Here is a 22,791-nt window from a genome sequence, read left to right on the forward strand (position 1 = left end):
GTCCGCGCCCCATACACGAGGGCGTACTGGTCCTTGGACCCACAATCGATGTAGAGGCCCCGAAGCGAACGCAGGTTCTCCTGACACTCGGGCAACTTCACCAGTTCGACCGGGTCGTGACGCATCCAGTTGGCCCAGCGCTCCGCATCCAGCTCGCCCGTGTAGAGGTCGACGGGCAGGCGAACCCCCTTCGGACCGTCGGGGTCCGGGTCGTAGGTGGCCGCCATGGCGAGCGCCATGAGCATGTGCATGTCGTCGTGGGTGAGCTTCTGTTTCGTCTCGTAGTGTGCAAGCAGTTTGGCGATGTCGCGGTCGTGCCCTGCCAGCGTGTCCAGCACCTTCGGAAAGTCGCCCGGGTAACACATAGGGAAACCCATGTCGCCGGAGTGACACGCCACCGCACCCCACGCGTCGGCCCGCCGCAGACCGTGCACGATCGCCCCGTACCCGCCGCTCGACTTGCCGAACACGGCCCGATGATCACGGCCCTTGCGCACGCGGAATCGGCGCTCGACTTCGGGGAGCATCTCGTCGATGAGGAAGTCCTCCCAATTGCCCATCGCCACGGAGTTGATGTACTGGTTCCCGCCCAGCGAGGTGAAGCAGTCGGGGAAGACGGCCACCACAGGCCCCATCTTCCCCTCGGCGACGAGGCGGTCGAGACGCTGTGGCACGCTCTCACCGAATGGCCGCCAGTTGAAATGGGCGAGACCGCTGCCGGTGAACCCGACGAGGTCCACGAACACCGGATACTCCTCGTGGGACGATGCATACCCTTGCGGCAGGTAGACGGCGACCCGGCGCTCCACCGGATCACCGAGGAGATTGTTGCGCAATGCGTGTGAGTCGATCGTGAATTCGACCCTGGAGCCCTCGTAAGGGGAGTAACTGTGTCTTGGCATGGCCTCAACCTACTCGCCGCTTGTCACGGCCCGACCTGCAGGAATCTGCGCTGCTCGGCAACCCGGGTGATACGCCGAGCCATCCTGCGAAAGATGGGTGCGTGAAACGGCATCATCGCCCACCAGTACAGCCTTCCTGCGACACCTCTGGGAATGAACCGGGCGATCTGCGTCAGCTTCGAGCCTTCCGCGGTCGGTTCAACCGTCCACTCCAGCCAGGCGGTACCGGGCAACTTCAACTCGGCGCGCAACAGGAGGTGACGCTTCTCGGGGTCGATGACGGCAACTCTGAAGAAGTCGAGCGCCTCGCCTGGTCGCAACTCCTCGGGGTGTCGTCTACCCCTTCGAAGCCCGACACCATCGCTCAACCGATCGAGGAGGCCTCGAAGCCTCCACGCCCAGTTCATCGTGTAGTAGCCGACGTCACCGCCGATCCTGCTCACTGCCCAGAACACGTCGTCGGCCGGGACGGAGGCGGACGACGTACGCCGGTCGATCTCCATCGCCGCACCCGACCACACCGGGTCGCCGGGCAGCGGTTGTGCCGGTTTCGTCAACGCATCGGACCAGCGGGTCTCGACCTCGAACCGCGAGATCCTGGCCATCGCCCTCCACACCGCCTCGCGGTACGTGAGGAGATCTGAGGGGCGGTAGCCGGGCGGCGGTTCTCCAGTGACCACGACGTCGTTCAGCAGGCTTTCGATGAGGGGGCGGGCAGTGGCGACCGGCAGCGGTGTCACGAGGCCGACGAACAGCGACGACAGACGGGAGCTGAACAGCCGAAGCGGAATGACTTTTCGCTTCGGGAGCCCCGCGACCTCGGCATATGTCTGCATCATCTCCTCGTAGGTGAGCACGTCCGGGCCGCCGATCTCGTAGATGTGGCTTCCGGAGCCCGCGAAGTCCAGGGCATCCATCAGGATTTCGAGGACGTTGCGTACCGCGATCGGCTGACAACGCGTTCGGATCCATCTCGGGCACATCATCAGCGGGAGTACCTCGGTGAGGTGCCGGATCATCTCGAACGACATCGATCCCGAACCGATGATGACCGCCGCCCGGAATTCGGTGACGGGTGTCTGCCCGGAGGTCAGGATTCGCCCCACTTCGTGGCGGCTTCTGAGATGTATCGACAGTTCTTCATCGTCGGATCCCAGGGCTCCGAGGTAGATGATGCGCTCGAGTCCCGCCTCGTCGGCGGCATCGCGAAAGTTCTCCGCGGCGATGCGATCCAGTTCGGCGAAGCCCTCCGACGTCTCCATCCCGTGGATCAGGTAGTACGCCGCGTTGCACCCGCCGAGAGCATCGTGCAGGGTCTCGGACTTCATGGCGTCGGCGGCGACGACCTCCACCTGATCTCTCCAGGGGTCGAGTGTGAGCTGTGCCGGATCGCGGGTCATGCAGCGGACCTGGAACCCGCGCTCGAGCAGACGTGGCACGAGACGGCCACCGATATAGCCAGTTGCGCCCGTGACGAGGACTCTCACCGCAGGAAGCTTAGGAGCCCACCGAGTGACACATGGTCCACATCTCGTCGGCGGTCATCCTCAGGCGGTCGCCTGCTCGCCCTCGGCACGGATCAACGCCGACTCGTCGAGGAATCCCGTCAGGGCGATGACGATGGCGGTCAGCGCGATGAACACCAGCATCGAGCCTGCCATCGAGCCGGTCACCTGCGACTTGAACGCATCCATCCCGACGATGAACAGAATGCCGGAGATCTGCCCGGCCATCACGATGATCCCCTGCGAAGTCGACTCCGGCGCCGGGTAGCTGATCTCGGCGCTGTACTGGAAACCGAGCGGATAGGCGCTCATCATGAAGAACCCGAACACGAAACTCGAGATGAGCAGCAGCGGGTAGCTTCCGGCAAACGCCAAGCCCACGAGACCGGGGGCCATGCCGGCGACCGCCACGACGAGGAACGGCTTGCGTCTTCGTGACCGGTCCGACAACACAGGTAAGATCCCCGCGCCGAAGATCCCGCCGACCACCATCACCGCGCCGATCACGCCGGCCTGCTCCGGACCGAACCCTCGGGGACTCACGATCTGTTCGATCCAGGTGCTGATCGCGTTGAACATCCCCAAACCCACAAAGAACAGCAACAGCAGAATCAGCATGTCCTTCTGTTTGAGGATGTGTCGAAGACCCTCGAACACCTTGAAGCGTTCCATCTGGTCGGCCTCGCTCGGCGCGGTGGGCGGCCGTTCACGGATCAAGGCGAGGGCGACGACCCCGCCGATCATCGATGCGACCCCGTACCCCATCAACATCCCCGACATCGCGTAGCTCGACACCAGATACGGCGTCGCCGCCATGGCGACGATGATCCCGATGAACTGGGCGAGGGATGGGAACGCGGCGGCCGTGGCACGCTCGGTGATCGGGAACCAGCGGGCACCGACCTTGGTGATGGCGTTCATCACGAACGGCTGGCCGACCGCAAGACCGATCTGTGAAACGAGCACGAGCGTGTAGTCGGACGCCCAGATGCCACGGGTCAGCCCGAACCCACCGGTGAGGACGGCACCGATCCCGACACCGATCCGAATGCCGTACGTGTCGATGATGTAGGACGCGGGGATCGACATGATGATGAACACGACCATGAAGACCATGGACAAGAGACCGATCTGCATCTCGGAGACCCGGTAGAAGGTCGCGGCGTCGCCGGTCACCGCCGCGAACGTGATCCAGTTCATCTGCACCAACGCATTGATGAGTGCGAACGCCCCGAGCACGACCCACCGATACCCATACAGTCTGACGTTCGTCGCCTCAGCCACCCGCTTCACCTCCACGATCACGACACGGTACCAATCAGATCTCCACGGCGCCCCCCGGCTTGGCATTCTGCCGGCTCCGACTTCACAGACCGCCACATCCGTTACCATCGCGAACCTCATGCCGGACTCCCCTTTCCGCAATGTTGCGTTGATCGCGCACGTCGACCATGGCAAAACCACCCTGGTCGACGCGATGCTGTCCGCAACCGGAGTGTTCTCGTCGCACCAGGAACACGTCGATCGCATCTTGGATTCCAGCGACCAGGAGCGAGAGCGCGGCATCACGATCCTCGCCAAAGCCGCGTCCGTCGAATGGAAGGGGACGCGAATCAACCTGGTCGATACTCCTGGGCACGCCGACTTCGGTGGCGAGGTGGAGCGGGCTCTGGCGCTCGTCGACGGGGTGCTGCTGTTGATCGACGCCGCCGAGGGACCGATGCCGCAGACTCGCTACGTGCTCTCCAAGGCACTCGCAAGACACCTGCCGGCAGTCGTCGTGATCAACAAGGTGGACCGAGCCGATGCAAGGCTCGAAGAAGTCGTGAACGAAGTCTACGAACTGTTCTTCGACCTCGACGCGTCCGACGACCACATCGAGTTTCCGATCATCTCGTCCATCGCGCGCCAGGGTCGCTCCATGGCCGGCATCGGTATGCCTGATGCCGACGCCGATCTCTCTCCGCTTCTCGACGCCGTCGTCGAGACGATCCCGGCAGCCACAGGCGACCCGTCGGCGACACTCCAGGCGCTCGTCACGAACCTCGATGCCTCCCACTACCTCGGGCGGCTCGCCATCGGAAGGGTCGTCCAGGGAACGCTGAAAAGCGGAGAACAGGTTGCGCTCTGCCGGGCCGACGGCGCCCCTCTGCGGCGACGACTCACTCAGCTCATGGGATTCGAAGGGCTCGGACGAGTCAATGTCGACGAGCGGGCCGCAGGAGACCTGTTCGTCGTGGCAGGGTTCCCGGAGGTCGAGATCGGAGACACGCTCGCCGATGTGCTGGACCCGCATCCGCTCCCGCGTCTCGAGGTCGACGAACCCGTTCTGAGGATGACCTTCGGTGTCAACACGTCCCCACTTGCAGGAACCGACGGCCGCTTCCTCACGTCCCGACAGATCCGCGATCGCCTCGAGCGTGAGGTTCTCGGCAACGTATCCATCCGGATCGGCAAGACGGCTTCTCCCGAGGTCATCGAAGTGGCCGGGCGTGGCGAGCTCCAGCTCGCCGTGCTCATCGAGACGATGCGCAGGGAAGGTTTCGAACTCCAGGTGAGCCGCCCTGAAGCGATCACCCGTGAGATCGACGGTGTGACGCACGAGCCCATCGAGCAGGCAACCATCGACGTTCCGGATGAGCACGTCGGGACCATCACGCAGGCCGTCGCCCCCCGCAAGGGCATGATCATCGGTTTGGAACCGGGAGAGACGGGCCGCACGATCATCACCGTCTCGGCCCCGTCGCGTGGGCTCATCGGGTTCCGCTCGCTGCTCATGACTGCCACCCGCGGCACGGCGCTCGTCCATCAGCAGCACGCCGGCTGGGCGCCGTGGGCCGGAGAACTCCCTCATCGACAAGGGGGTGCGATGATCTCGGATCGGTCCGGCAACTCGACCGGTTACGCCCTGGACAACCTCCAGAAGCGCGGTCAGCTGTTCATCGGCTCAGGTGAGCAGGTCTATGAGGGGATGGTCATCGGGGAGAGCTCCAGGCCGATGGACCTACCCTGCAACCCCACCAAGCCCAAGCAGCTGACCAACATCCGCACGCATGCGTCGGACGAGGCAATCAAGTTGAAGCCTCCCCGAAGGCTCACCCTCGAGCTGGCCATCGAGTGGATCGCCGACGATGAGCTGGTCGAGGTCACTCCGAAGGCGATCCGGGTCCGAAAACGGCTTCTGGCCGCCAGCGACCGCAAGCGCGCAAAGGTCCTGTGACGTTTCGCGGGGTCTATCCGCACCAAACGTCACGAGAACGAGAAGACGACCTTCACGAGACCCGGCTCATGAGCCGCGAACCGCCGGTACATCTCTGGTCCTCGTTCGATCGGCACCCCGGGGTGGGTAACGATGACGTCGGTCGGAATCTTCACCCTTCCCGCCACCACAAGTGGGAGAAGCCGGTCGAGTACCGACCTGACCGGAGCACGGCCGGTTCGGATCGTCGCGTTGCGGTCGTAGGCGTCCACCGGAGTGAACGCGAACCGATCGGCAGTCTGGACGGCGATGATCGACAGGGTCCCGCCTGGCCGCAGGAGGCGAAACGCCAGTCCTTGCGCCGGGGACGCACCGACGGCTTCGATCACCGACACGAACCCGCCCTCGGCCATCGGGCCGGCGACGTGCTCGGCGTCTCGCGGGTGCGCGGTGTGGGCTCCAAGCCGTTCGGCGCGATTTCTCCGGTCCTCGACCGGGTCGATTGCCAGGATGCGCTCTGCCCCCATCGTCTTGGCTGCGGCGACGGCGCTGAGGCCCACCGAACCCAACCCTACAACGGCGACCGTTCGTCCGGGACGCACCGCGGCGCGCCGTGCCGCGTGCCAGCCGGTCGGGAAGTTGTCGCTGAGTAACAATGCCTCCTCGTCCGAGATTCCTTCGGGGATCGTGACGAGTGTGCTTTCGGCGAATGGGACGCGAAGGAACTCGGCCTGGCCTCCCTGCAACGCGGGTTTCGACGGGTCTGCCGCATCGCCGTACCCGAAGAGTTCTCCACGGACACATCGTGCACTCAATCCGCTCCAGCACGGGTCACACTCGCCGCAACTCGTCGTGAACGGCACGATGACCCGCCGGCCGATCGACAAGCCGACGGCGCTGCCGATCTCCGTGACCTCGCCAACGACCTCATGGCCGGGGATCACACCGGAACGGACGACCTCTCGCCCCAGGTAGGGGTGCAGGTCCGAACCACACAGCCCGGCCTGGTGGACGGCGACGATCGCGTCCGTATCCACTTCGAGCAGCGGTTCAGGTAGGTCGTCCCGATACGTGATCGTTTCCACGCCGTCGAGCGTCAGCCCTCGCATGGGCATCACGGTAGCGACCTGAACCGCTGAACCCTGGGCTCGTAGGTACCCCAGGGGTACCTACGAGCCCAGGGTTCGGAGAGTGTGGTGCCGATCTCAGGCGGAGTGGCTCTGCAGCAGCGCGGCGGCCCGGAGAAACTCGGTTTCGATCCGCTCGATCGTACGCCGTGCCCAGCGCACCGACAGCAGTGACGGGATGGCCCGCAACACCACCTGAAAGGAGCCGCTCGGCCCCGGCCACGGCTCTCGACCGGACCGAGCGACGCAACCGCGGTAGTGCAGCTCCGTGAACCCCAGCATGAGCACCGCCGCCGTCCGTACTGCGACCGCCTGCTCGACGCCTGCGAGCAATCTTCGGTAGGCGGGAACCAGACTCATCGCCCGGGCGACCAGCTCGTCACGCACACGCTGCACCGTCTCTCGGATCTTCGTCGCGTCGCCCACATTGCCCAGATACGGTTTGAGCGCAGGGTGATATCCGATTCCTCTCGCGAGATCCTTCTCCACGTCCCTGGTGATGTTGGCCAGTTGGATCATCTCTCCCACCGCAAACGCGTCCCGTTCCGCGGCCGGTGTCGGCACCGTGCCGCTGATCAACCCCAAGGCGAACAAGACCGGGTTGCCGATCACGTTGCGGCAGTACCGGGTCACCTGCTCGCCGTTCTTCAGGACCCCACCCTGGTGTGCGAAGCGGTCCGTCGACCACATCATCCCGTCCGCCATCGACCGGACGAGGCCGGCAATCGAACGCTGCACGTCGCGGTACACGACATCGACGTGGTCGCATCGATCGACGAGGAGGAGATGGAGCCGATCCCGATCGTCGCGAGCCATCGTGTTCGGGATTGCAGCCGGCCGGGTGAGCAGACCCGTCTCGAACCTGTGGGCGAAGGCGTCCAGACGCTCGCTACGCTGCTCGGCGTCCGGGTACAGGTCCTCGTATGTGTCGAGGATGCGGCTGTAGAGGTACGCCACAGCCGACGCCCTGGCCTTCTCGGCAGGCAGGATGACGATGCTCGCCGCGAAACTTCTCGCAGCGTGGGGCAGGACGCGCCAGACGAACCGCTCCGGATCATCCTCGGCCGCCAACGACTCGAGATCCGGATGGTCGCGATTGGTGAACAATCCTCGTGCCAGCAATAGCAATCGAGAAGAACGATGTCCCATGGCCACATCAAGGTAGCAGGCAGTACGACACCGGTTCATCGGAAAGGGCCGAACGGCCCTGGTCGCGCCTGGTGGATTCGCGCAACACTGGGTCTGCCATGCGATCGGCTCATCCCACAACCGAGCAGGTCTGGCGAGACATCGAGCGTCACATCTTCGGAATCCTCGCCTGGGTGACCCCTGCCGGGAAGGCCCGCAGCGCGGGCATCGTCTACACGATCGCAGACCGCCGCATCTACATCGTCACAGGGCCCCGGACCTGGAAAGCACGCCACATAGCAGGCAACCCCCACGTGTCGATCACCGTCACGATCCCCAAGCGGGCGCCATTGATGCCGTGGATCAAGATCCCTGCCGCCGCCATCACGTTCCATGGCAAGGCGACGATCCGCCCCATCGACGAAGCTCCGGCGCCAATCCTGCATGCCCTGCTGCGCGGCCTCGAGAAGGAGGTCACACATCTGGACATGTGCCTCATCGAGATCACCCCGGTGGGACACTTCGTCACCTATGGGATCGGCGTTCCGATGTTCGTCATGCGACACCCCGAACGCGCAACGGCACGAGTCCCGGTCTCCCCTCGATAACCGACTGCGTCAGGCGTCTCGTGTAGGTTGAAAACCCAATACCGGAGGTACCCGATAGATCGCATAGGCTGCTTCCTCGTCGAACGATCCAAGCAAGTGCTGGTCGTCACCGCCATCATCACCCTGGTCGCGATCAGCATGCTCTTTCGGTTGCAGGTCAATGCCGACGTCACCCAGTTCCTCACCTCGGGCAACGAACGGGGTGAAGCCTGGGTTGCACTCCAGGACAAGTACGACACCGCGGATCCGATCAACGTGCTCGTCTCGGTGCCGGAGGGAAAGAAAATCTCCGACAAGGACGTCTTGATCGAGCTGGTTCAGCTCCGTGACCGCCTCACGGCGCTCGATGGCGTCGCGTACGTCGGGTCCATCGTCCCCGCCGTCAACCCGCTCACCGGAGCAGCCATCACCCCGGAGATGATCGAAGCGATCCCGGAGGCCATGATCGGCAAGTTCCTCTCTCAGAACCCGGTCGCCGGTTTGCTCGTCAGCGAGGACGGCAGACACACCCTCATGGTTGCGGTCCCTTCAGGCGACCCGGTGAAGGTGGCGCGAGAGCTCACCGACATCGAACCGCCGCAGGGCCTGGAAGTGAACTACTCGGGCAACCCGGTGATCTTTGCGACGGTGCTCGACATGATCGGCTGGTTCCTGCTCTTCATCCCACCTGCGGTCATCATCCTGCTGCTGATCACGTTCTACGCGAACATCGGCGACCGCAAGCTCACGATTCTGTCCATCGTCCCCGCCCTGCTCGGCGCACTCTGGACATTCGGGCTGATCTTCGGACTCGGCCACGAGGTCGACATCGTGTCGGTCCTCGTCCCGATCTACGTGATCGTCATGGGCTCTGCCGACGGCCTGCATTTCGTCACCCACTATCAGGATGCCTCGGAACGCACCGAGGACCGGGTCGCACGGGTCACCTCCACACTCCGACAAGTCGGTGTCCCGATGATCCTCACGACGATCAGCACCGCCGCGGGGTTCCTCTCGCTGCTCATCACCGGGGTCAGACCCATCCAGCAACTCGGTCTGTTCACGGCAATCGGAATCGGATTCGCCGGCGTCGTCTCGTTCTTCTTCCTCCCTGCACTCCTCAGTCGGCTGGACATCGAGCCGAAGCACCACACGGCGATCCTCGGGCCGCGCGTCGTCACCGCCATCAAGGCCCTGGCACGGCCACGCTGGATCGCCGCCGTCCTGACCGTGGGGCTGATCGCTTTCTCCGCGGTCTTCATCCCTCGCCTCCAGGTCGACTCCGATCAGTTGTTCTTCATCAAGGAGAACCATCCCCTCCGCCAGAGTTTCAACGAGACGGCCAAGATCTTCGGCGGTGCCACACCGCTGATCGGCGAGTTCGCCTACGACCCCAACGGCAGCGCGGATCAGCTGACACATCTCGAGACCCTGGAGCGGGACTTCGAACGGCTGCCCGGCATCCGCACCGTCTTCTCGGCGGCCGACCTGGTCGGCAAGATCCCACCTGCCGAGATGGATGCCGTCCTCGCAGGGACGGCGGCGTTGCCGCTCGGCCGGATGGCAACCCAGGACGGGCTGCGCTTCATCGTCTTCCCGGGACCGTTCGAAACCAAGGACCTGCGTACCTGGCTCGACTTCGCGGACGCGCACGACGAAGTCCGCGTCCTGACCGGCATGCCGGTTCTCTGGGACGAGATCGCCAGGCTCGTGATTCGAGCCCAGATCGGGTCGCTCATCGCCGCCTACGTCCTCGTCGCCCTGATGCTGCTCGCCGCATATCGCAAGGTCCGCCAAACCCTGGTGGCACTCGCTCCACTGGTACTCACGACCGGCACCCTGCTGGGCTTCATCGCCGCGTCCGGCATCCAGTTGAACCTCGTCACGGCGATCGCCTCGTCGATCGTCATCGGCGTCGGCATCGACTACTCGATCCACTTCATCGCCGCGATCGACTACGCGCGTCCGGCCGGAGACGGCTATGTCCTACGGGCAATCGACAGTGCCGGCCGTCCGATCGTCGCCAACGCTCTCGGCATCGCCCTGGCGCTGAGTGCGTTGTGGCTGTCGCCGCTGAAGATCCATCCGGAGATCTCGATGATCATGTGGGTCTCGATGACGACCGCTGCGGTGACCGCGCTCGTCGTCATCCCGGCACTCCTGCCCGCAGCGGGGATGCGAGAGCCGGCGTCGAGTTCGAACCCCTAACCTTCCTCCGTGGCAAAACCACTCGGATCGAACTATTGGAAGCTCTGGACGGCGAGCGCCGTCTCCAATTTCGGCGACGGTGTCTCGACAATCGCCTACCCGTGGCTGGCATCTGCCATCACCCGTGACCCGGTGCAGATCTCGCTGATCGCCGTGGCGACGCGACTGCCGTGGCTCATCTTCACCCTTCCAGCGGGTGTCATCACGGATCGTGTCGACCGTCGCAAGATCATGGTCGTCATGGATGGGTTCCGTTTCCTGCTCACGATCACGGTTGCCTTTGTCGTGCTCGCAGGACATGAGGCACTCGCCTCCCCTACCGCCATCGCGGCAGGGACGGCGACACCACCGACGCACCGGGGTGCGTGGCTCGCCCTTCTGTACGGAACCGCCCTCGCCTTCGGGTTCGCCGAGGTCCTCAGGGACAATGCAGCCCAAACACTCATGCCGGCGTTCGTCGAACCGGAAAACCTGGAGCGTGCAAACGGCCGGCTGTGGGGCGCCGAGATGGTGATGAACTCGCTGGTCGGCCCACCCATCGGTGGCCTCATCATCGCCGCTGCGTTCTCGTTGCCGTTCTTCGTCGATGCCGGGACGTTCGCATTCGCCGCCATCGGACTGACGGTAATCTCAGGGTCGTTTCGGACCGAAGGGGCGGCCACGGGAAAGATCGCCTGGAAAACCGAGATAGCGGAGGGTGTGAAGTGGTTGTGGAGACACCGACTCTTGCGGTCGATGGCACTCATCCTCGGGGTCATGAACGCGATGTTCTCGATGGCACTTGCCACGTACGTGCTCTTCGTGCAGGAGATTCTGCACCTCGACGCGGTACGGTTCGGGCTGCTCCTCACCGCCGGGGCGATCGGTGGAACGATCGGAAGCGTCGTAGCGCCGCGCCTCTCCAAGGCGATCGGGTCGGGAACCTCGCTGTTCCTCATACTCATCGGGTCCGGCTTGACACTCGCCGTCACCGGCATCACCTCATCGGTCGGCGTGGTATGGGTGATGTTCTTCGTTGGGAGCTTCCTCGGTGTGCTGTGGAACGTGATCACCGTCTCGCTGCGCCAAAGCATCATCCCCGATCGTCTGCTCGGTAGGGTCAACAGCGTCTACCGGCTCTTCGCATGGGGCATGATCCCCATCGGGTCCCTTCTCGGCGGCGTGGTCGTGGAAGTCGCGACGAAGCTCGCCAGCCGGGATATCGGCCTGCGGATGCCGTTCCTGCTCGGCGCCGTCGTCTTCACGATCCTCTTCGTGTTGGCGCTGCCGAGACTCAACACCCGACAGATCGAACTTGCCCGCGCCGAGGCCGAGAAGCCGGCGTCCTGACGGTTACTCCTCGGGTCTGGAAGGAGCATCGCCGGGATCTTCGAGGGGAGCCTGCTCCGTCGCCGCGGTGTCCCGATCGCGGGATCCGGCTGCCCAGAATGCAAGGAGCGCGAGCGCCAGCGCCGCCAGCGCCAGAGCACCCCAGCCCCAACGAAGCGTGCTTTTCGAGTATCCCTCGTCCGGTGCCCGGGTCGTGCCCGTTCCTTCGATGCCCAGAAGCCCCGGATCGACCCCGAGCGTCGCCAAGGTCACCGGCTTGGACATGTCGCTGCTTCCGTCGGTCCTGATCGCCTCGAATACCACCATGAGATTGCTCACCGCGGTCTCGGTGGTCCCACCCCATTCACCCGCGCCGCGTGGAGCCAATCCAACGATTGTCTGATCGCCTCCGATGTCGACGACGTGCGCAACAACGGCGCCTGCCTCGCCGGCGACCTCAACGGTCAGCGTCACCTCCATCCTGTCGCCGGAGACCGGCGTCGCCGAGGCGGTCGCCTCCCCGAAGGAGCCGCCGAGGATTGCTGCGGAGAGAAGGAACGCGGAGAGCATACGTACCATGCCGCGAGGATAGGACCCCCGCTTGCCGGTAGCCTTCTTCTCCATGCGTCGCATCGGTGCCACCCTCGTTCACGTGATTACCGGGGATCTCACCCGTCAGGACGTCGACGCGATCGTCAACGCCGCCAATGAGCATCTCGCGCACGGCGGCGGGGTCGCCGCGGCAATCGTCCGAGCAGGAGGCAGCCCTGTGCAGCGTGAGTCGACTGCGTGGGTTCGCGAGCACGGTCCGGTCGCGCCGGGCCACGCCACGGTCACGACTGCGGGAGCCATGCCGGCACGCCACGTGATCCATGTGGTCGGGCCCCGGTACCGCACAGGTCAGGACAACGAGGGCATGCTGCGCACGGCGGTGGAGGCGGCGCTCGATGCCGCACTCGAACACGGCGACCGTTCCATCGCGTTTCCGGCGATCTCGGCGGGCATCTTCGGCTATCCCCGTGCCGAAGCAACACGGGTTCTCGCCGATGCCGTCCTCACGTGGGTCTCGGCCCACCCCGGAGCTCTCGACAAGGTATGCCTCGTCGGCTACGACGACGCCACCGCAGCCGACTTCGCCACGGGGCTGGAACGGTCCGGTCAGGAGTCTGACGAGTGATGTCGGTTCTCCGGTACCCGGTATTTCGTACTTCGTATCGCAACCTCAGGTTGATGCAAGACCGTAGGGCGGGCATGACGGCCGTTGCCGGTTACTGAAAGTCGGCTTCCCGGCCGAGATCCTCGGCACACCAGGGATCTGCCTCGCCCCGCTCGATGAGACCGGGCCCTCAGCGCCCCAGGACCTTCAGCAACGCCTGCTGGTCGTCGACGATCAACCCGTCGACACCGAGATCCAACAGCACCCGCATCGTCGCCGGGTCCTCGAGACGCCCGAACCAGGCGAACACCTGTCTTCCGTCGGCATGCGCAGAGCGGATCATCGCCGGGTTGATCATCACCATCTCCGCCATCGGGCACACGAACTGCGCATCGCCCGGCTGCACCTTCGCGATGCTCATATCGCCCTGTCCGTAGAGGGCACAAAGTGCAAGATTCGGGTCGAGGCGATGGAACGTATCGAGTGTTCCGGCGTCGAAGGACTGCACGATCGTGTGCCCGGCGTACCTGGCCGCGTCGATCTCCTCGATCATGGCCGCCTCGATCCCCGGGTACAGCCGCGGCGACTTCGCCTCCGGCAGGATGCCAACACCTGACTTTGCAGCGAAGTCGATCACCTCCGCGAACGTCGGGATGTGCTGCCCGCCCCCGGCGTCGAGGACCGTCAGTTCGGACAGCGTGAGGGCGGCGACCGCGCCGGTACCGTTGGTCGTCCGGTCCACCGTCTCGTCGTGGATCACCACGAGGGTGCCGTCCTTGCTCATCTGCACGTCGAACTCGAGCCAGTCGACGCCGTCCTCGACGGCCTGCGAGAAGGCCGCCATCGTGTTCTCGGGCTGGTATACACGCCCGCCGCGATGAGCGATGACCTGCGCGGAGCCGGTCAGAGGCGCACCGAGGAGGACGCCCAGGCCGTAGTAGATCACGATCAGCGCCACTCCGGCGAGCACGACGATCGCGAGCCGTCTCCCCAGCGACATTCTGCCTGTTCTCCCCGCCATCAGCCTCTCACGTTCATCAAGCCCTCCTCAACGCTACCCGGTGACCGCTGCAGTAGGGTGGCCGGACACGTGTGCAGAGAGGGACAATGACAGACCGGCGCGTAGCGGTGATCACCGCATCGGGAAAAGGAATGGGAGCGGCAATCGCACGCGAGCTCGCGGATGCCGGATACCGGCTGGCACTCATGTCGAACAGCGGAGGCGCCGCCGCTCTCGCCGAGGAGCTCGGTGGCATCGAACTCACCGGATCCGTGACCGACGAGGCAGACCTCTCCGAACTCGTCGAGGCGGCGATGGCAGCGTACGGCCGCATCGACGCGGTCGTCAACAACACCGGGCATCCACCCACCGGAGCGATCCTCGATCTCACCGATGCAGACTGGCATGCCGGTCTCGATCTCGTCCTCCTCAACGTCGCTCGGATGGCTCGGCTCGTCACCCCGATCATGCTCGAGCAGGGTGGCGGCAGCTTCGTGAACATCTCCACGTTCTCCGCCTTCGAGCCAAGCCCGGCGTTCCCCATCTCCAGCAGCCTTCGTGCCGCACTCGCCGGATTCACCAAGCTGTACGCAGACGAGTACGCGCGACGAGGCATCCGGATGAACAACGTTCTCCCCGGGTTCATCGACAGTTACCCGGAGACGGCGGAGAACGTCGCTCACATCCCCGCAGGTCGGTATGGCACTGTCGAGGAGATCGCCAAGACGGTCCGTTTCCTCCTCTCCGACGACGCCGGATACATCACCGGACAGAACATTCGCGTCGATGGCGGCATCACGAGGTCGGTCTGAACGATGGCATATGACGTCGTCATCGTCGGAGGCAGCGCAATGGGTGCCGCCACGGCCTATCACCTGCTGAGTCGTGATCCGTCGGTGTCGGTCGCGGTCTTCGAGAAGGACCCCACGTATCGATACGCCTCGACCGTGCTCTCGGACGGCAATATTCGCATCCAGTTCAACCTCGAGGAGAACATCCGAATCTCGCGGTACGGGATGGAGGTCCTCGAGACGTTCGCCGACGACATGGAGGTGGATGGCGTGCGCCCCGAGGTCTCCATGCGCAAGCAAGGGAACCTGTTCCTCGTCGATGAGGAGACCAGACACGCAGCAGAACAAGGCGTCGACCTCCAGCAGAAGCTCGGATGTGCGATCGAATGGCTGACCGCGGACCAGATCGCCGATGCATACCCACCCTTCGTCGGCCCGCAGATCGTCGGCGGAACGCTCGGACGCCTCGACGGCAGTGTCGACCCGAACGCCGTTTTGCAGGGGTACCGGAAGAAGTCGATCTCGTTGGGCGCCGAGTTCATCACGGGAGAAGTCACGGGTCTGAACAGCGACGGCAACAGGATCCGGGGAGTCACGCTGGCATCCGGGGATACGATTGCGGCCGGCGTCGTGGTCAATGCTTCTGGAGCGTGGGCTCGCGACCTCCTCGCGACCGCCGGCATCGACCTGCCGGTCATCCCGGTGATGCGACACGTTCACGTGGTCGAGAGCCCGATTCTCTCAACGGGGCTGCCGAGCGCCTTCCTGCCGTCGGGGCTCTACCTCATCCCCGAGCACCACGGTACGTGGCTCATGGCCTGGTCGCAGCCCGATGACCCGGTCGGATTCGACTTCTCGGTGCATCAACACCGCTTCTACGACATCATCTGGCCGCATCTCATCGAGCAGCTTCCCGCCTTCGACCGGCTACGCGTCGTTGGTGGATGGGCCGGTCTCTACGCGGTCAACACGCTCGACGGAAACGCGATCCTCGGCGAGTGGCCCGAGATGCAAGGTCTGTATCTCGCCAACGGCTTCTCTGGGCACGGGTTCCAGCAATGTCCCGCTGTCGGCCGCTACCTTTCCGAACTCATTCTCGGCGAAGATCCGACACTCGATCTCTCACGACTTGGACCGCAACGGATCCTCGAAGGCAGCCCGTTGTTCGAGCACGCCGGCCGCATCATCTGAACACCCGCACGCGGGCAGACAACCGTCCCACGCAGCAAGGCGCCGCCATCGGTAGCCTCCCAGGAGAGGAGGGCCAGGCACACGCCCTGGAGAAGCCATGACCACGCTGAGCAGCGCTGCAGAGGATTTCCTTGCACAACGAAGGATTGCCGTCGCGGGTGTCTCGAGAACCCCGGAGGGGGGCCACAGCGGCAACGGCATCTACCGGAGGCTTCGAGAGCGAGGCTATGAGGTCTTCGCGGTCAATCCGAACGCCGATAGCGTCGAGGGGGATCCCTGCTACCACAGCCTCGCGTCGATCCCGGACGGAGTGGACGCCGTCGTTGTGGCCACGACCCCACGGGCAGCCGAGGATGTCGTGCGAGACTGCGCGGATCTGGGCATCACACGAGTGTGGCTCCACCGGTCGATCGGCAAGGGCAGCGTTTCGGAGGCCGCAGTCGAGTACGGGCGGCAGCATGGCGTCCCGGTGATCGCCGGTGGATGCCCCCTGATGTTCTCACCGGCCGCAGACCCGGTACACCGCATCATGCGCACCGTCTTGAGCCTCACCGGTGCAGTCCCCCGAAACGTCTAGCGCTACGCCAGCCACACTTCGCCGCCAAGCCTGATCTCCGTCGGGAACTCGAGGTGTTCCATCGCGGTGACGAAGCCCCGGGTTCCGGACTCGAGGAACGCGAGTTCCTCCTGGAGTTCCCCGGCGGTTGCGTCCGGCCGTCCGGTCAGGAAGCGGGTGAACGGGACACACGGCTGTGCGATCCGCAAACCGCTCAGCTCGACGTTGCTGTCGGCGATGTCGAACACCAACCCGGGAGCGAGCTCGTCGAGCGTCCAGATACGGTCGGTCTCTATGACGATGTTCTCCCCGGCTATACCCAAGGGTTGGTTTCCGAACCGGGCGGAGATCTTGCGGTAGTGAGAGGTGAAGCCAATCGATACCGTTGCATGGGGACTCCACCGGGTTCGCTGTGGATGCGACGCATGATGCGCATCGATCACCCAGCCGCCGTCACGTGCGGCGAGCACGCCTTCGCGGGTGAGCAGCAGCCGTTCCGAGGTGACCAGCGGCGCCGGGTCGTACACGCCGCTGCCTTTCAGGCGCCGGCGCTGCACCTGCAGCAGGGCGATGGATCCGACCCGTTCACGCAAGCGTCGCGCCTCGCTCTTCGTAGACCGCCTTGAGGATGTCCGGTCGATCGCTCATCAGCCCGTCGACTCCCAGATCGAGTAGCCGGTGCATTTCATCCGCCTCGTTGACAGTCCACACGTGCACGTGTTTGCCCGCCCTGTGGGCTGCAACAACGAACTTGTCGTCGACGATGGTGAGGCTTCCGTGCCGCACAGGGACCTGCAGCGCGGCCGCCGGTATCCGCAGGCCGATACCGGCTCTCGACGCAAGCCAAAAGGCACGCGTCTCCCACGTGCCACTCGACGTGAGTACCCGCCCTTCGGTTGCCTTCCGTACGGCGCGCGCCCAGCGATCGTCGAAGCCGGCGATGATCACACGGTCCCATAGGTCGAGACGCTCCAGCAATGCGACGAGAGGCCCTTCGAGACCACCCTGCTTCAACTCGAGGGTGAGTCGAATATCCGGGAACGTCGTGACGATCTCCTCGAGCGAGGGGACGGTCATGCCCTGTCCCCGGTACGGCCATTCACGATCGGCTCCGAATCGAAACGCAGCGTCGAATGACTCGAACTCTTCGAAGGTGTAGTCCCAGACATCGCCGGTGCCGTCTGTTGTGCGATCGAGGTAATCGTCGTGGAAGAGAATCACGACGCCGTCCTTGGTCATGTGGAGGTCCGTCTCGAAGTACCGGTAGCCGAGGTCGTACGACTGTTGAAACGCGAAGACGGTGTTCTCCGGCCACAACAGGCGCCCACCTCGATGGGAGAAGGCGATCGGATGCACGGAGAAGAAAGGATGAGTCATCGGGAGCGAGTCTAGAAACGTCATCAGTCATCAGTCATCGGTCAACAGCCGGCCATCAGTTACGAACTACGCGTGGTCGCGTGTCTTACTGACAACTGACAACTGATGACTGAAAACCGGCTACGGAAAAGTGGATACCCTTCTCCCGTGTTCGCCGTGTTCGCCATCCTCTCCGCCGTCACGTACGGCGCCGCCGATTTCCTCGGCGGCATGGCCTCGAAGCGTCACCAGGCCATGGGCGTGGTGGTGGTCTCGCAAATGGTCGGGGCCGTGCTCCTCCTCGCGTTACTCCCGGTCCTCGGACCGGAGGAATACCGGCTCGCCGATTTCGGATGGGGGGCCGCGGCCGGGCTCATCGGTGGTACCGGGCTGATCTTCTTCTATCGGGGACTCTCCACGGGACGGATGTCCGTCGCTGCCCCCTTGTCGGCCGTCACGACCGCCCTGGTTCCCCTCACGTTCGGACTCTTCATCGGAGATCGACCGTCCACCGCGGCGACAATCGGAATCGTGGCCGCCCTCTCCTCCATCGCACTCATCACCCGGGAACGAACCCCCGACGAAGGGGAAATGCGCAATACCGGCGCCCTCGACGGATTCCTGGCCGGGATCGGCTTCGGGGCGTTCTTCATTCTGATCAGCAGAACGGACCCCACATCCGGAATCTGGCCGCTCATCGGTGCCCGCGCCGCCTCCATACCGTTCGTCGCGATCCTTGCCGCAAGCCTTGGAAAGAGGATCAGACCCACCCGGATGCTGGACAAGACGGTTGCGGGAGCCGGCGTGCTCGACATCGCTGCAAACGCCCTGTTCCTCTTGGCCGTGCGGGCCGGCTTGATCTCGTTGGCCTCGGTCGTTACGGCCCTCTACCCGGCTTCGACCATCGTTCTGGCGAGAGTGGTGCTGAAAGAACGACTCACGGTGCCACGTCTCGCAGGAGTCGCACTCGCGCTGACAGGGGTCGTGCTCATCGCGACAGGCTGAGTGTGTCGGCGACGAAATTGCCGTCCTTCACGACGGCACCGATGAGGCCTGTGCCGGGCCGGTAGACAAGGTGAATGGCTCGCGGAGCGTCGAGGATGATCAGATCCGCAATCGCGCCCTCGCCGACCCATCCCTTGCCCGTCTCCTCGATGGCCAGCGCACCCCCACGAGTCGCCGACCACAGCGCCTCCTCTGGCGTCAATCCCATTTCGAGGACGGCCAGCACCACCACGAGCGGCATGCTCTCCACATAAGCGGTGCCCGGGTTGCAGTCCGTGGCGATGGCCACCGGAACGCCTGCATCCCAGAGCATCCTGCCGGGCGGCTGAAGAGTCCGCATCGACAAAGCGACCGCGGGCAAGAGCACCGCAACGGTTCCTGCCCGACGCAGAGCCTCGACATCGTCGGAGGCGATACGGTCGAGATGATCGGCACTGACTGCGCCCAGTTCGGCTGCCAGCGCCGTTCCGCCCGTGCGTGCGAGCTGCTCGACGTGCATGCGCGGCTGCAAACCGAAACGCCTGCCGGCCTGGAGGATCCGCCGGGCCTCGTCGACGGTGAACGCACCACTGTCACAGAACACGTCGCAGTAACGAGCGAACGGGGCGCAGGCCGGCAGCATCTCGTCTTCGATGAGCCGCACATACGCCTCACGATCCTCCTGATACTCCGCTGGAACGACATGCGCACCGAGAAACGTCGGCACGACGTCGATGGCATGGGTGTGCGCGAGCTCCGTGATGACTTCGAGCATCTTCCTCTCTGTGGGCGTGTCGAGCCCGTACCCTGACTTGACCTCGGCCGTCGTGGTGCCCATCGCCAGCATCCGGTCGAGTCTTCGCGCTGCGGATTCGACAAGCTCTTCCACGCCGGCGGCTCTGGTTGCTTCCACGGTCGAGCGGATACCTCCGCCGGCCTCGAGGATCTCTTCGTAGCTCTCCCCGCGGAGTCGCCGGCCAAATTCCTCGGCCCGATCGCCGGCAAAGACACAGTGGGTGTGCGCATCCACGAAACCGGGGATCACCGCCCTTCCTCCAACGTCGATCTCACGCTGGACATCGACATTGGACGGCAGGGCATCATCTGGTCCCGCCCAGGTCACGACGCCATTCCTCACGACCACCGCCGCGTTGAGGACGACGCCACCGGCGGCGGGTCGGCCGACGTCGTTGGTGGTCAGTTCCCCGACGTTGCGAAGCACGAAATCCATGCCCTCATCCTTGCACGAGCCTTCAGGCTCTCTTAATACCCCTTTATCCGACACTCATGCAGGCTATCGGAACCACTCCAAGGAGGAGATATGAAAGGGAAGCTCGCTGCCATCATTCTCGCCACTGCGATCGGGGTCCCGACCGTCAGCGCGGTCGCGGGGTTCACCGCGGACACCTCGTCCGCAGATACCCACACCGACAGCACGCAGGTGCCACAGCAGTCGGAGGGAACGACACTCGCCATCCAGGATGCCGTCGCCCGTGACGCCGATCTGCAACGCGCTTGTGGCGAAGACGGTCTCGCCCTGGCTGCGAAGGAAACCGCCGGCACGATTTCCCCGCTCGAACAGGCAGCCCTGGATGCGCTGCGACCGATCTGCGCTGATGCCGAAAATCCCCTCCCTGCCGCTTCGGTGACCGACCAGCCGGTCCAGATCGTCACCGTCGTCGAGACGGTGAGCGCTGCGCCGGCGTCGGTGCAGGAGACCGAACACGAACGCGATTACGAAGACGACTACGAAGACGAAGGCGAAGACGACTGATGCGCGATCGTGCAATGGTCATCGTGGCCACAATCTTCGCCGTGTTCGGATTCCTGGCGGTGCGAAGCTACTCGGGGGTTCCCTCTCCGACGCCCGTCGTGGCTTCTTCCGCGACATTCGTCAACGCCACCGATCCGCCGACCCCCGACGGCCTGAGCCCTGCGTTGTACCGCACGTTGCAGGCAGAGAACTCGGCATGGATACTCCCCACCGACCAGGCCGAGCAGCAACTCCCCGCATCGATCGTGCAGGTGCTGGAATCCCACAACGCCGTGTTGCGCGTCGCCGATGAGGCAACGAAGTGATTCGCAAGCGCTTCCTTCCGCTGCGAGGCGTCAAGATCGTCGCGTGGACGGTCGCCGGAGTCGCCTGGGCAACCGCGATCCTCGCCGGTAGGGTCGCCGCGACGCCACCCCCACCTGCCGATACGCAACCGATCGCAGTCGAGCAGAGCGCGCCTTCCTCCCAGATCGCAGCGGTGCCATCGGCCCCGCAGAGCGGTCTCCTGATTGTCAGGGTCGGCCCCGCCGAGATCACGCCGCCACCGACGCGGATCGTGCATCGTGTCGTGCAGGCACCGGCTCGCCAAACCTCCAAGGGCTCATGATGCGATCGGTCGCGTTCAGTGCGATGGGTACGTCGGTGACAGTGGTCTTGCAGCCGGACGAGAGTGCAACGGGAGCGCGGCACCTCTTCGATGAGGTCGAGCAGGTCTGCAGCCGTTTCCTGGAACACAGCGAACTCAGCCGACTGAACGACTCCTCGGCGTCGACCATGGAACTGTCTCCCCTCCTGGCAGACATCTTCACCGCCGCCCAGGATCTTCGCAGTCGGACCGATCGTCTCGTCGACCCGGCAGTCGGCGAACTCGTGTCCGCATGGGGCTACGACAGAACATTTCCAGGGATCGTCGATCTCGCAGCTCCGCCGAGCATCGCCGAACCGAACTGGGAGTGGCGGATCGACGGCACCACGTTGAAGAAGACACCCGGTGCTCGTTTCGACCTCGGCGGCATCGCCAAAGGCTGGACGGCAGACGTCGCCGTTGAACGCGGCCTCGCGACCATCGTGAACGCGGGCGGGGACCTTCGCTCGAACCACTCCGAGGCCGAAGTCGACATCGAAGATCCCTGGGGCGACATCGTCGCGACGATCCCGTTGGGCCGTCGAGGGCTCGCCACCAGCTCGGTTACCCGCCGCACATGGAAGGTCGCCGGACGCGATGCTCACCACCTGATCGACCCGCGCACCGGCGCTCCTGCACAAACGCCCGTGCTCAGCGCAACCGTTGTCTGTGATCGCGCGGTCATGGCGGAGGCCGGAGCCAAGGCGATTCTGTTCCACGGTGAAGACGGTCTCGCCTGGGCCGACGATCAAGACTGGATCGACGGTGCGCTCGTCATCTGGAACCACGCTTCCGTGTACGCGACGGGAAGCCTGGAAGCGGTGGCGGCATGAATCTCACATGGATCACCGTGAGAGGATCGGGTCTCGTCGCATTCGCCCTCCTCGCGGCAGCCACACTCTGGGGTCTGTTGATCTCCTCGAAGATGTTGGCGCACGCCGTCTCGACGAAGAACACCACCTATGTGCACGAAACGCTGTCGATCGGCAGCCTGCTCGCCACCGTCATCCACGTGGTTGCATTGCTGACGGACGACTATGTCGGTTTCGGCCTCCGTGACGTGCTCGTACCGGGCGCCTCGACCTGGGAACCGGTGGCGGTCGCTCTGGGAATCGTCGCTCTCTACGGCATGGCGCTGACCAGCTTCACGTTTTACGTCCGCCGGCGGATCGGACAGAGGGTCTGGAGGGGCGTCCACTACCTCGCGTACGGGGTGTTCTCCGCCGCGCTGATTCACGGCATCGAGGCGGGAACGGACAGCCACGGCATCTTCGCCGTCGCGTTCTACGGGGGCACGACCCTGGTCATCGCCATATTCACGATTCTGCGAGTGCTCACCTACGGAACACACCCCCGCACACGTTGAACCCTGGGCTCGTACGTACCCTATGGGT

24 protein-coding genes are annotated in these 22,791 nt (G+C 64.5%); 14 read left to right on the top strand and 10 right to left on the bottom strand.

The window, feature by feature from the left end; all coding sequences use genetic code 11:
- The 3 genes from GWP04_07840 to GWP04_07850 all read right to left on the bottom strand — a co-directional run.
- The coding region (locus GWP04_07840; protein NIA25468.1) for an enterochelin esterase at positions 1-902 on the bottom strand (902 nt) is incomplete at its 3' end.
- Between the two features lie 23 nt (positions 903-925).
- Positions 926-2,389 carry a DUF2867 domain-containing protein gene (locus GWP04_07845; protein ID NIA25469.1) on the bottom strand — a complete coding sequence of 488 codons (1,464 nt, stop codon included), beginning with the start codon at positions 2,387-2,389 and terminating at the stop codon, positions 926-928.
- 60 nt (positions 2,390-2,449) lie between these two features.
- A complete protein-coding gene (locus GWP04_07850; GenBank protein ID NIA25470.1) occupies positions 2,450-3,757 on the bottom strand; it encodes an MFS transporter in 1,308 nt (435 codons plus the stop codon).
- Positions 3,758-3,809: 52 nt separating this feature from the next.
- On the opposite strand from GWP04_07850, the gene typA reads away from it, so the two are divergent.
- Positions 3,810-5,627 carry a translational GTPase TypA gene (typA, locus tag GWP04_07855; GenBank protein NIA25471.1) on the top strand — a complete coding sequence of 606 codons (1,818 nt, stop codon included), beginning with the start codon at positions 3,810-3,812 and terminating at the stop codon, positions 5,625-5,627.
- 29 nt (positions 5,628-5,656) lie between these two features.
- On the opposite strand, the gene GWP04_07860 is transcribed toward typA, so the two are convergent.
- Positions 5,657-6,715 (bottom strand): alcohol dehydrogenase catalytic domain-containing protein, encoded by a 1,059-nt coding sequence (locus tag GWP04_07860; protein ID NIA25472.1) that lies wholly within the window; start codon positions 6,713-6,715, stop codon positions 5,657-5,659.
- A 96-nt stretch (positions 6,716-6,811) separates the two neighbouring features.
- Complete coding sequence (locus GWP04_07865) at positions 6,812-7,882, bottom strand: squalene/phytoene synthase family protein (GenBank protein NIA25473.1); 1,071 nt, start codon at positions 7,880-7,882, stop codon at positions 6,812-6,814.
- A gap of 98 nt (positions 7,883-7,980) precedes the next feature.
- Here GWP04_07865 and GWP04_07870 point away from each other — a divergent pair, with 98 nt between their 5' ends.
- From GWP04_07870 to GWP04_07880, 3 genes are all read left to right on the top strand, one after another.
- Positions 7,981-8,469, top strand: coding sequence for a hypothetical protein (locus GWP04_07870; GenBank protein NIA25474.1), 489 nt, complete (start codon positions 7,981-7,983; stop codon positions 8,467-8,469).
- Positions 8,470-8,565: 96 nt separating this feature from the next.
- Positions 8,566-10,656 carry an MMPL family transporter gene (locus tag GWP04_07875; protein ID NIA25475.1) on the top strand — a complete coding sequence of 697 codons (2,091 nt, stop codon included), beginning with the start codon at positions 8,566-8,568 and terminating at the stop codon, positions 10,654-10,656.
- A 9-nt stretch (positions 10,657-10,665) separates the two neighbouring features.
- Positions 10,666-11,985, top strand: coding sequence for an MFS transporter (locus GWP04_07880; protein NIA25476.1), 1,320 nt, complete (start codon positions 10,666-10,668; stop codon positions 11,983-11,985).
- A gap of 3 nt (positions 11,986-11,988) precedes the next feature.
- Here the strand turns inward: GWP04_07880 and GWP04_07885 are convergent, their stop codons facing one another.
- Positions 11,989-12,543 carry a hypothetical protein gene (locus GWP04_07885; protein NIA25477.1) on the bottom strand — a complete coding sequence of 185 codons (555 nt, stop codon included), beginning with the start codon at positions 12,541-12,543 and terminating at the stop codon, positions 11,989-11,991.
- A gap of 43 nt (positions 12,544-12,586) precedes the next feature.
- Between GWP04_07885 and GWP04_07890 the strand changes: the two genes are divergently transcribed.
- On the top strand, positions 12,587-13,141 hold the full coding sequence (locus tag GWP04_07890; GenBank protein ID NIA25478.1) for a macro domain-containing protein: 555 nt from the start codon (positions 12,587-12,589) through the stop codon (positions 13,139-13,141).
- Positions 13,142-13,310: 169 nt separating this feature from the next.
- Here the strand turns inward: GWP04_07890 and GWP04_07895 are convergent, their stop codons facing one another.
- Positions 13,311-14,141 (bottom strand): glycerophosphodiester phosphodiesterase, encoded by an 831-nt coding sequence (locus GWP04_07895; GenBank protein NIA25479.1) that lies wholly within the window; start codon positions 14,139-14,141, stop codon positions 13,311-13,313.
- An 86-nt stretch (positions 14,142-14,227) separates the two neighbouring features.
- Between GWP04_07895 and GWP04_07900 the strand changes: the two genes are divergently transcribed.
- The 3 genes from GWP04_07900 (at position 14,228) to GWP04_07910 (ending at position 16,679) form a co-directional block, all read left to right on the top strand.
- Positions 14,228-14,932 (top strand): SDR family oxidoreductase, encoded by a 705-nt coding sequence (locus tag GWP04_07900; protein NIA25480.1) that lies wholly within the window; start codon positions 14,228-14,230, stop codon positions 14,930-14,932.
- Positions 14,933-14,935: 3 nt separating this feature from the next.
- A complete protein-coding gene (locus tag GWP04_07905) occupies positions 14,936-16,102 on the top strand; it encodes an FAD-dependent oxidoreductase (protein NIA25481.1) in 1,167 nt (388 codons plus the stop codon).
- A 97-nt stretch (positions 16,103-16,199) separates the two neighbouring features.
- Positions 16,200-16,679 carry a CoA-binding protein gene (locus GWP04_07910; protein ID NIA25482.1) on the top strand — a complete coding sequence of 160 codons (480 nt, stop codon included), beginning with the start codon at positions 16,200-16,202 and terminating at the stop codon, positions 16,677-16,679.
- A 2-nt stretch (positions 16,680-16,681) separates the two neighbouring features.
- Here GWP04_07910 and GWP04_07915 read toward each other — a convergent pair whose 3' ends face one another.
- Positions 16,682-17,251, bottom strand: coding sequence for a hypothetical protein (locus GWP04_07915; protein NIA25483.1), 570 nt, complete (start codon positions 17,249-17,251; stop codon positions 16,682-16,684).
- On the bottom strand, positions 17,244-18,035 hold the full coding sequence (locus GWP04_07920; protein ID NIA25484.1) for a glycerophosphodiester phosphodiesterase: 792 nt from the start codon (positions 18,033-18,035) through the stop codon (positions 17,244-17,246). Before GWP04_07920 ends, GWP04_07915 begins: the two co-directional genes overlap by 8 nt.
- A 105-nt stretch (positions 18,036-18,140) precedes the next feature.
- On the opposite strand from GWP04_07920, the gene GWP04_07925 reads away from it, so the two are divergent.
- Entirely contained in the window at positions 18,141-19,019 is an 879-nt protein-coding gene (locus tag GWP04_07925; protein ID NIA25485.1) for an EamA family transporter, read from the top strand.
- On the opposite strand, the gene GWP04_07930 is transcribed toward GWP04_07925, so the two are convergent.
- On the bottom strand, positions 19,003-20,229 hold the full coding sequence (locus GWP04_07930; GenBank protein NIA25486.1) for an imidazolonepropionase: 1,227 nt from the start codon (positions 20,227-20,229) through the stop codon (positions 19,003-19,005). The genes GWP04_07925 and GWP04_07930 overlap by 17 nt on opposite strands.
- 90 nt (positions 20,230-20,319) lie before the next feature.
- Here GWP04_07930 and GWP04_07935 point away from each other — a divergent pair, with 90 nt between their 5' ends.
- From GWP04_07935 to GWP04_07955, 5 genes are read left to right on the top strand one after another with little or no spacing between them, the layout of a single operon-like run.
- Positions 20,320-20,772 carry a hypothetical protein gene (locus tag GWP04_07935; GenBank protein ID NIA25487.1) on the top strand — a complete coding sequence of 151 codons (453 nt, stop codon included), beginning with the start codon at positions 20,320-20,322 and terminating at the stop codon, positions 20,770-20,772.
- Positions 20,772-21,077: a hypothetical protein gene (locus GWP04_07940; protein ID NIA25488.1), complete on the top strand. Its 306-nt coding sequence runs from the start codon at positions 20,772-20,774 to the stop codon at positions 21,075-21,077. The genes GWP04_07935 and GWP04_07940 overlap by 1 nt, the downstream gene beginning before the upstream one ends.
- Positions 21,074-21,379: a hypothetical protein gene (locus GWP04_07945; GenBank protein NIA25489.1), complete on the top strand. Its 306-nt coding sequence runs from the start codon at positions 21,074-21,076 to the stop codon at positions 21,377-21,379. The genes GWP04_07940 and GWP04_07945 overlap by 4 nt, the downstream gene beginning before the upstream one ends.
- Positions 21,376-22,230 (top strand): hypothetical protein, encoded by an 855-nt coding sequence (locus tag GWP04_07950; protein NIA25490.1) that lies wholly within the window; start codon positions 21,376-21,378, stop codon positions 22,228-22,230. The genes GWP04_07945 and GWP04_07950 overlap by 4 nt, the downstream gene beginning before the upstream one ends.
- Positions 22,227-22,763 carry a hypothetical protein gene (locus GWP04_07955; GenBank protein ID NIA25491.1) on the top strand — a complete coding sequence of 179 codons (537 nt, stop codon included), beginning with the start codon at positions 22,227-22,229 and terminating at the stop codon, positions 22,761-22,763. Before GWP04_07950 ends, GWP04_07955 begins: the two co-directional genes overlap by 4 nt.
- The last annotated feature ends 28 nt before the right edge of the window (positions 22,764-22,791 follow it).

The organism is Gammaproteobacteria bacterium, assembly GCA_011682695.1.
Lineage (GTDB): Bacteria > Actinomycetota > Acidimicrobiia > Spongiisociales > UBA4744 > BMS3Bbin01.

What these genes read in the sequence shown, in the direction of transcription:
- GWP04_07850 (NIA25470.1), bottom strand. Translation starts at nt 3,757, where the DNA reads ATGCCAAGCCGGGGGGCGCCGTGGAGATCTGATTGGTACCGTGTCGTG.
- typA (NIA25471.1), top strand. Translation starts at nt 3,810, where the DNA reads ATGCCGGACTCCCCTTTCCGCAATGTTGCGTTGATCGCGCACGTCGAC.
- GWP04_07860 (NIA25472.1), bottom strand. Translation starts at nt 6,715, where the DNA reads ATGCGAGGGCTGACGCTCGACGGCGTGGAAACGATCACGTATCGGGAC.
- GWP04_07865 (NIA25473.1), bottom strand. Translation starts at nt 7,882, where the DNA reads ATGGGACATCGTTCTTCTCGATTGCTATTGCTGGCACGAGGATTGTTC.
- GWP04_07870 (NIA25474.1), top strand. Translation starts at nt 7,981, where the DNA reads ATGCGATCGGCTCATCCCACAACCGAGCAGGTCTGGCGAGACATCGAG.
- GWP04_07885 (NIA25477.1), bottom strand. Translation starts at nt 12,543, where the DNA reads ATGGTACGTATGCTCTCCGCGTTCCTTCTCTCCGCAGCAATCCTCGGC.
- GWP04_07890 (NIA25478.1), top strand. Translation starts at nt 12,587, where the DNA reads ATGCGTCGCATCGGTGCCACCCTCGTTCACGTGATTACCGGGGATCTC.
- GWP04_07895 (NIA25479.1), bottom strand. Translation starts at nt 14,141, where the DNA reads ATGGCGGGGAGAACAGGCAGAATGTCGCTGGGGAGACGGCTCGCGATC.
- GWP04_07900 (NIA25480.1), top strand. Translation starts at nt 14,228, where the DNA reads ATGACAGACCGGCGCGTAGCGGTGATCACCGCATCGGGAAAAGGAATG.
- GWP04_07905 (NIA25481.1), top strand. Translation starts at nt 14,936, where the DNA reads ATGGCATATGACGTCGTCATCGTCGGAGGCAGCGCAATGGGTGCCGCC.
- GWP04_07910 (NIA25482.1), top strand. Translation starts at nt 16,200, where the DNA reads ATGACCACGCTGAGCAGCGCTGCAGAGGATTTCCTTGCACAACGAAGG.
- GWP04_07920 (NIA25484.1), bottom strand. Translation starts at nt 18,035, where the DNA reads ATGACTCATCCTTTCTTCTCCGTGCATCCGATCGCCTTCTCCCATCGA.
- GWP04_07925 (NIA25485.1), top strand. Translation starts at nt 18,141, where the DNA reads ATGACTGAAAACCGGCTACGGAAAAGTGGATACCCTTCTCCCGTGTTC.
- GWP04_07930 (NIA25486.1), bottom strand. Translation starts at nt 20,229, where the DNA reads ATGGATTTCGTGCTTCGCAACGTCGGGGAACTGACCACCAACGACGTC.
- GWP04_07935 (NIA25487.1), top strand. Translation starts at nt 20,320, where the DNA reads ATGAAAGGGAAGCTCGCTGCCATCATTCTCGCCACTGCGATCGGGGTC.
- GWP04_07940 (NIA25488.1), top strand. Translation starts at nt 20,772, where the DNA reads ATGCGCGATCGTGCAATGGTCATCGTGGCCACAATCTTCGCCGTGTTC.
- GWP04_07950 (NIA25490.1), top strand. Translation starts at nt 21,376, where the DNA reads ATGATGCGATCGGTCGCGTTCAGTGCGATGGGTACGTCGGTGACAGTG.
- GWP04_07955 (NIA25491.1), top strand. Translation starts at nt 22,227, where the DNA reads ATGAATCTCACATGGATCACCGTGAGAGGATCGGGTCTCGTCGCATTC.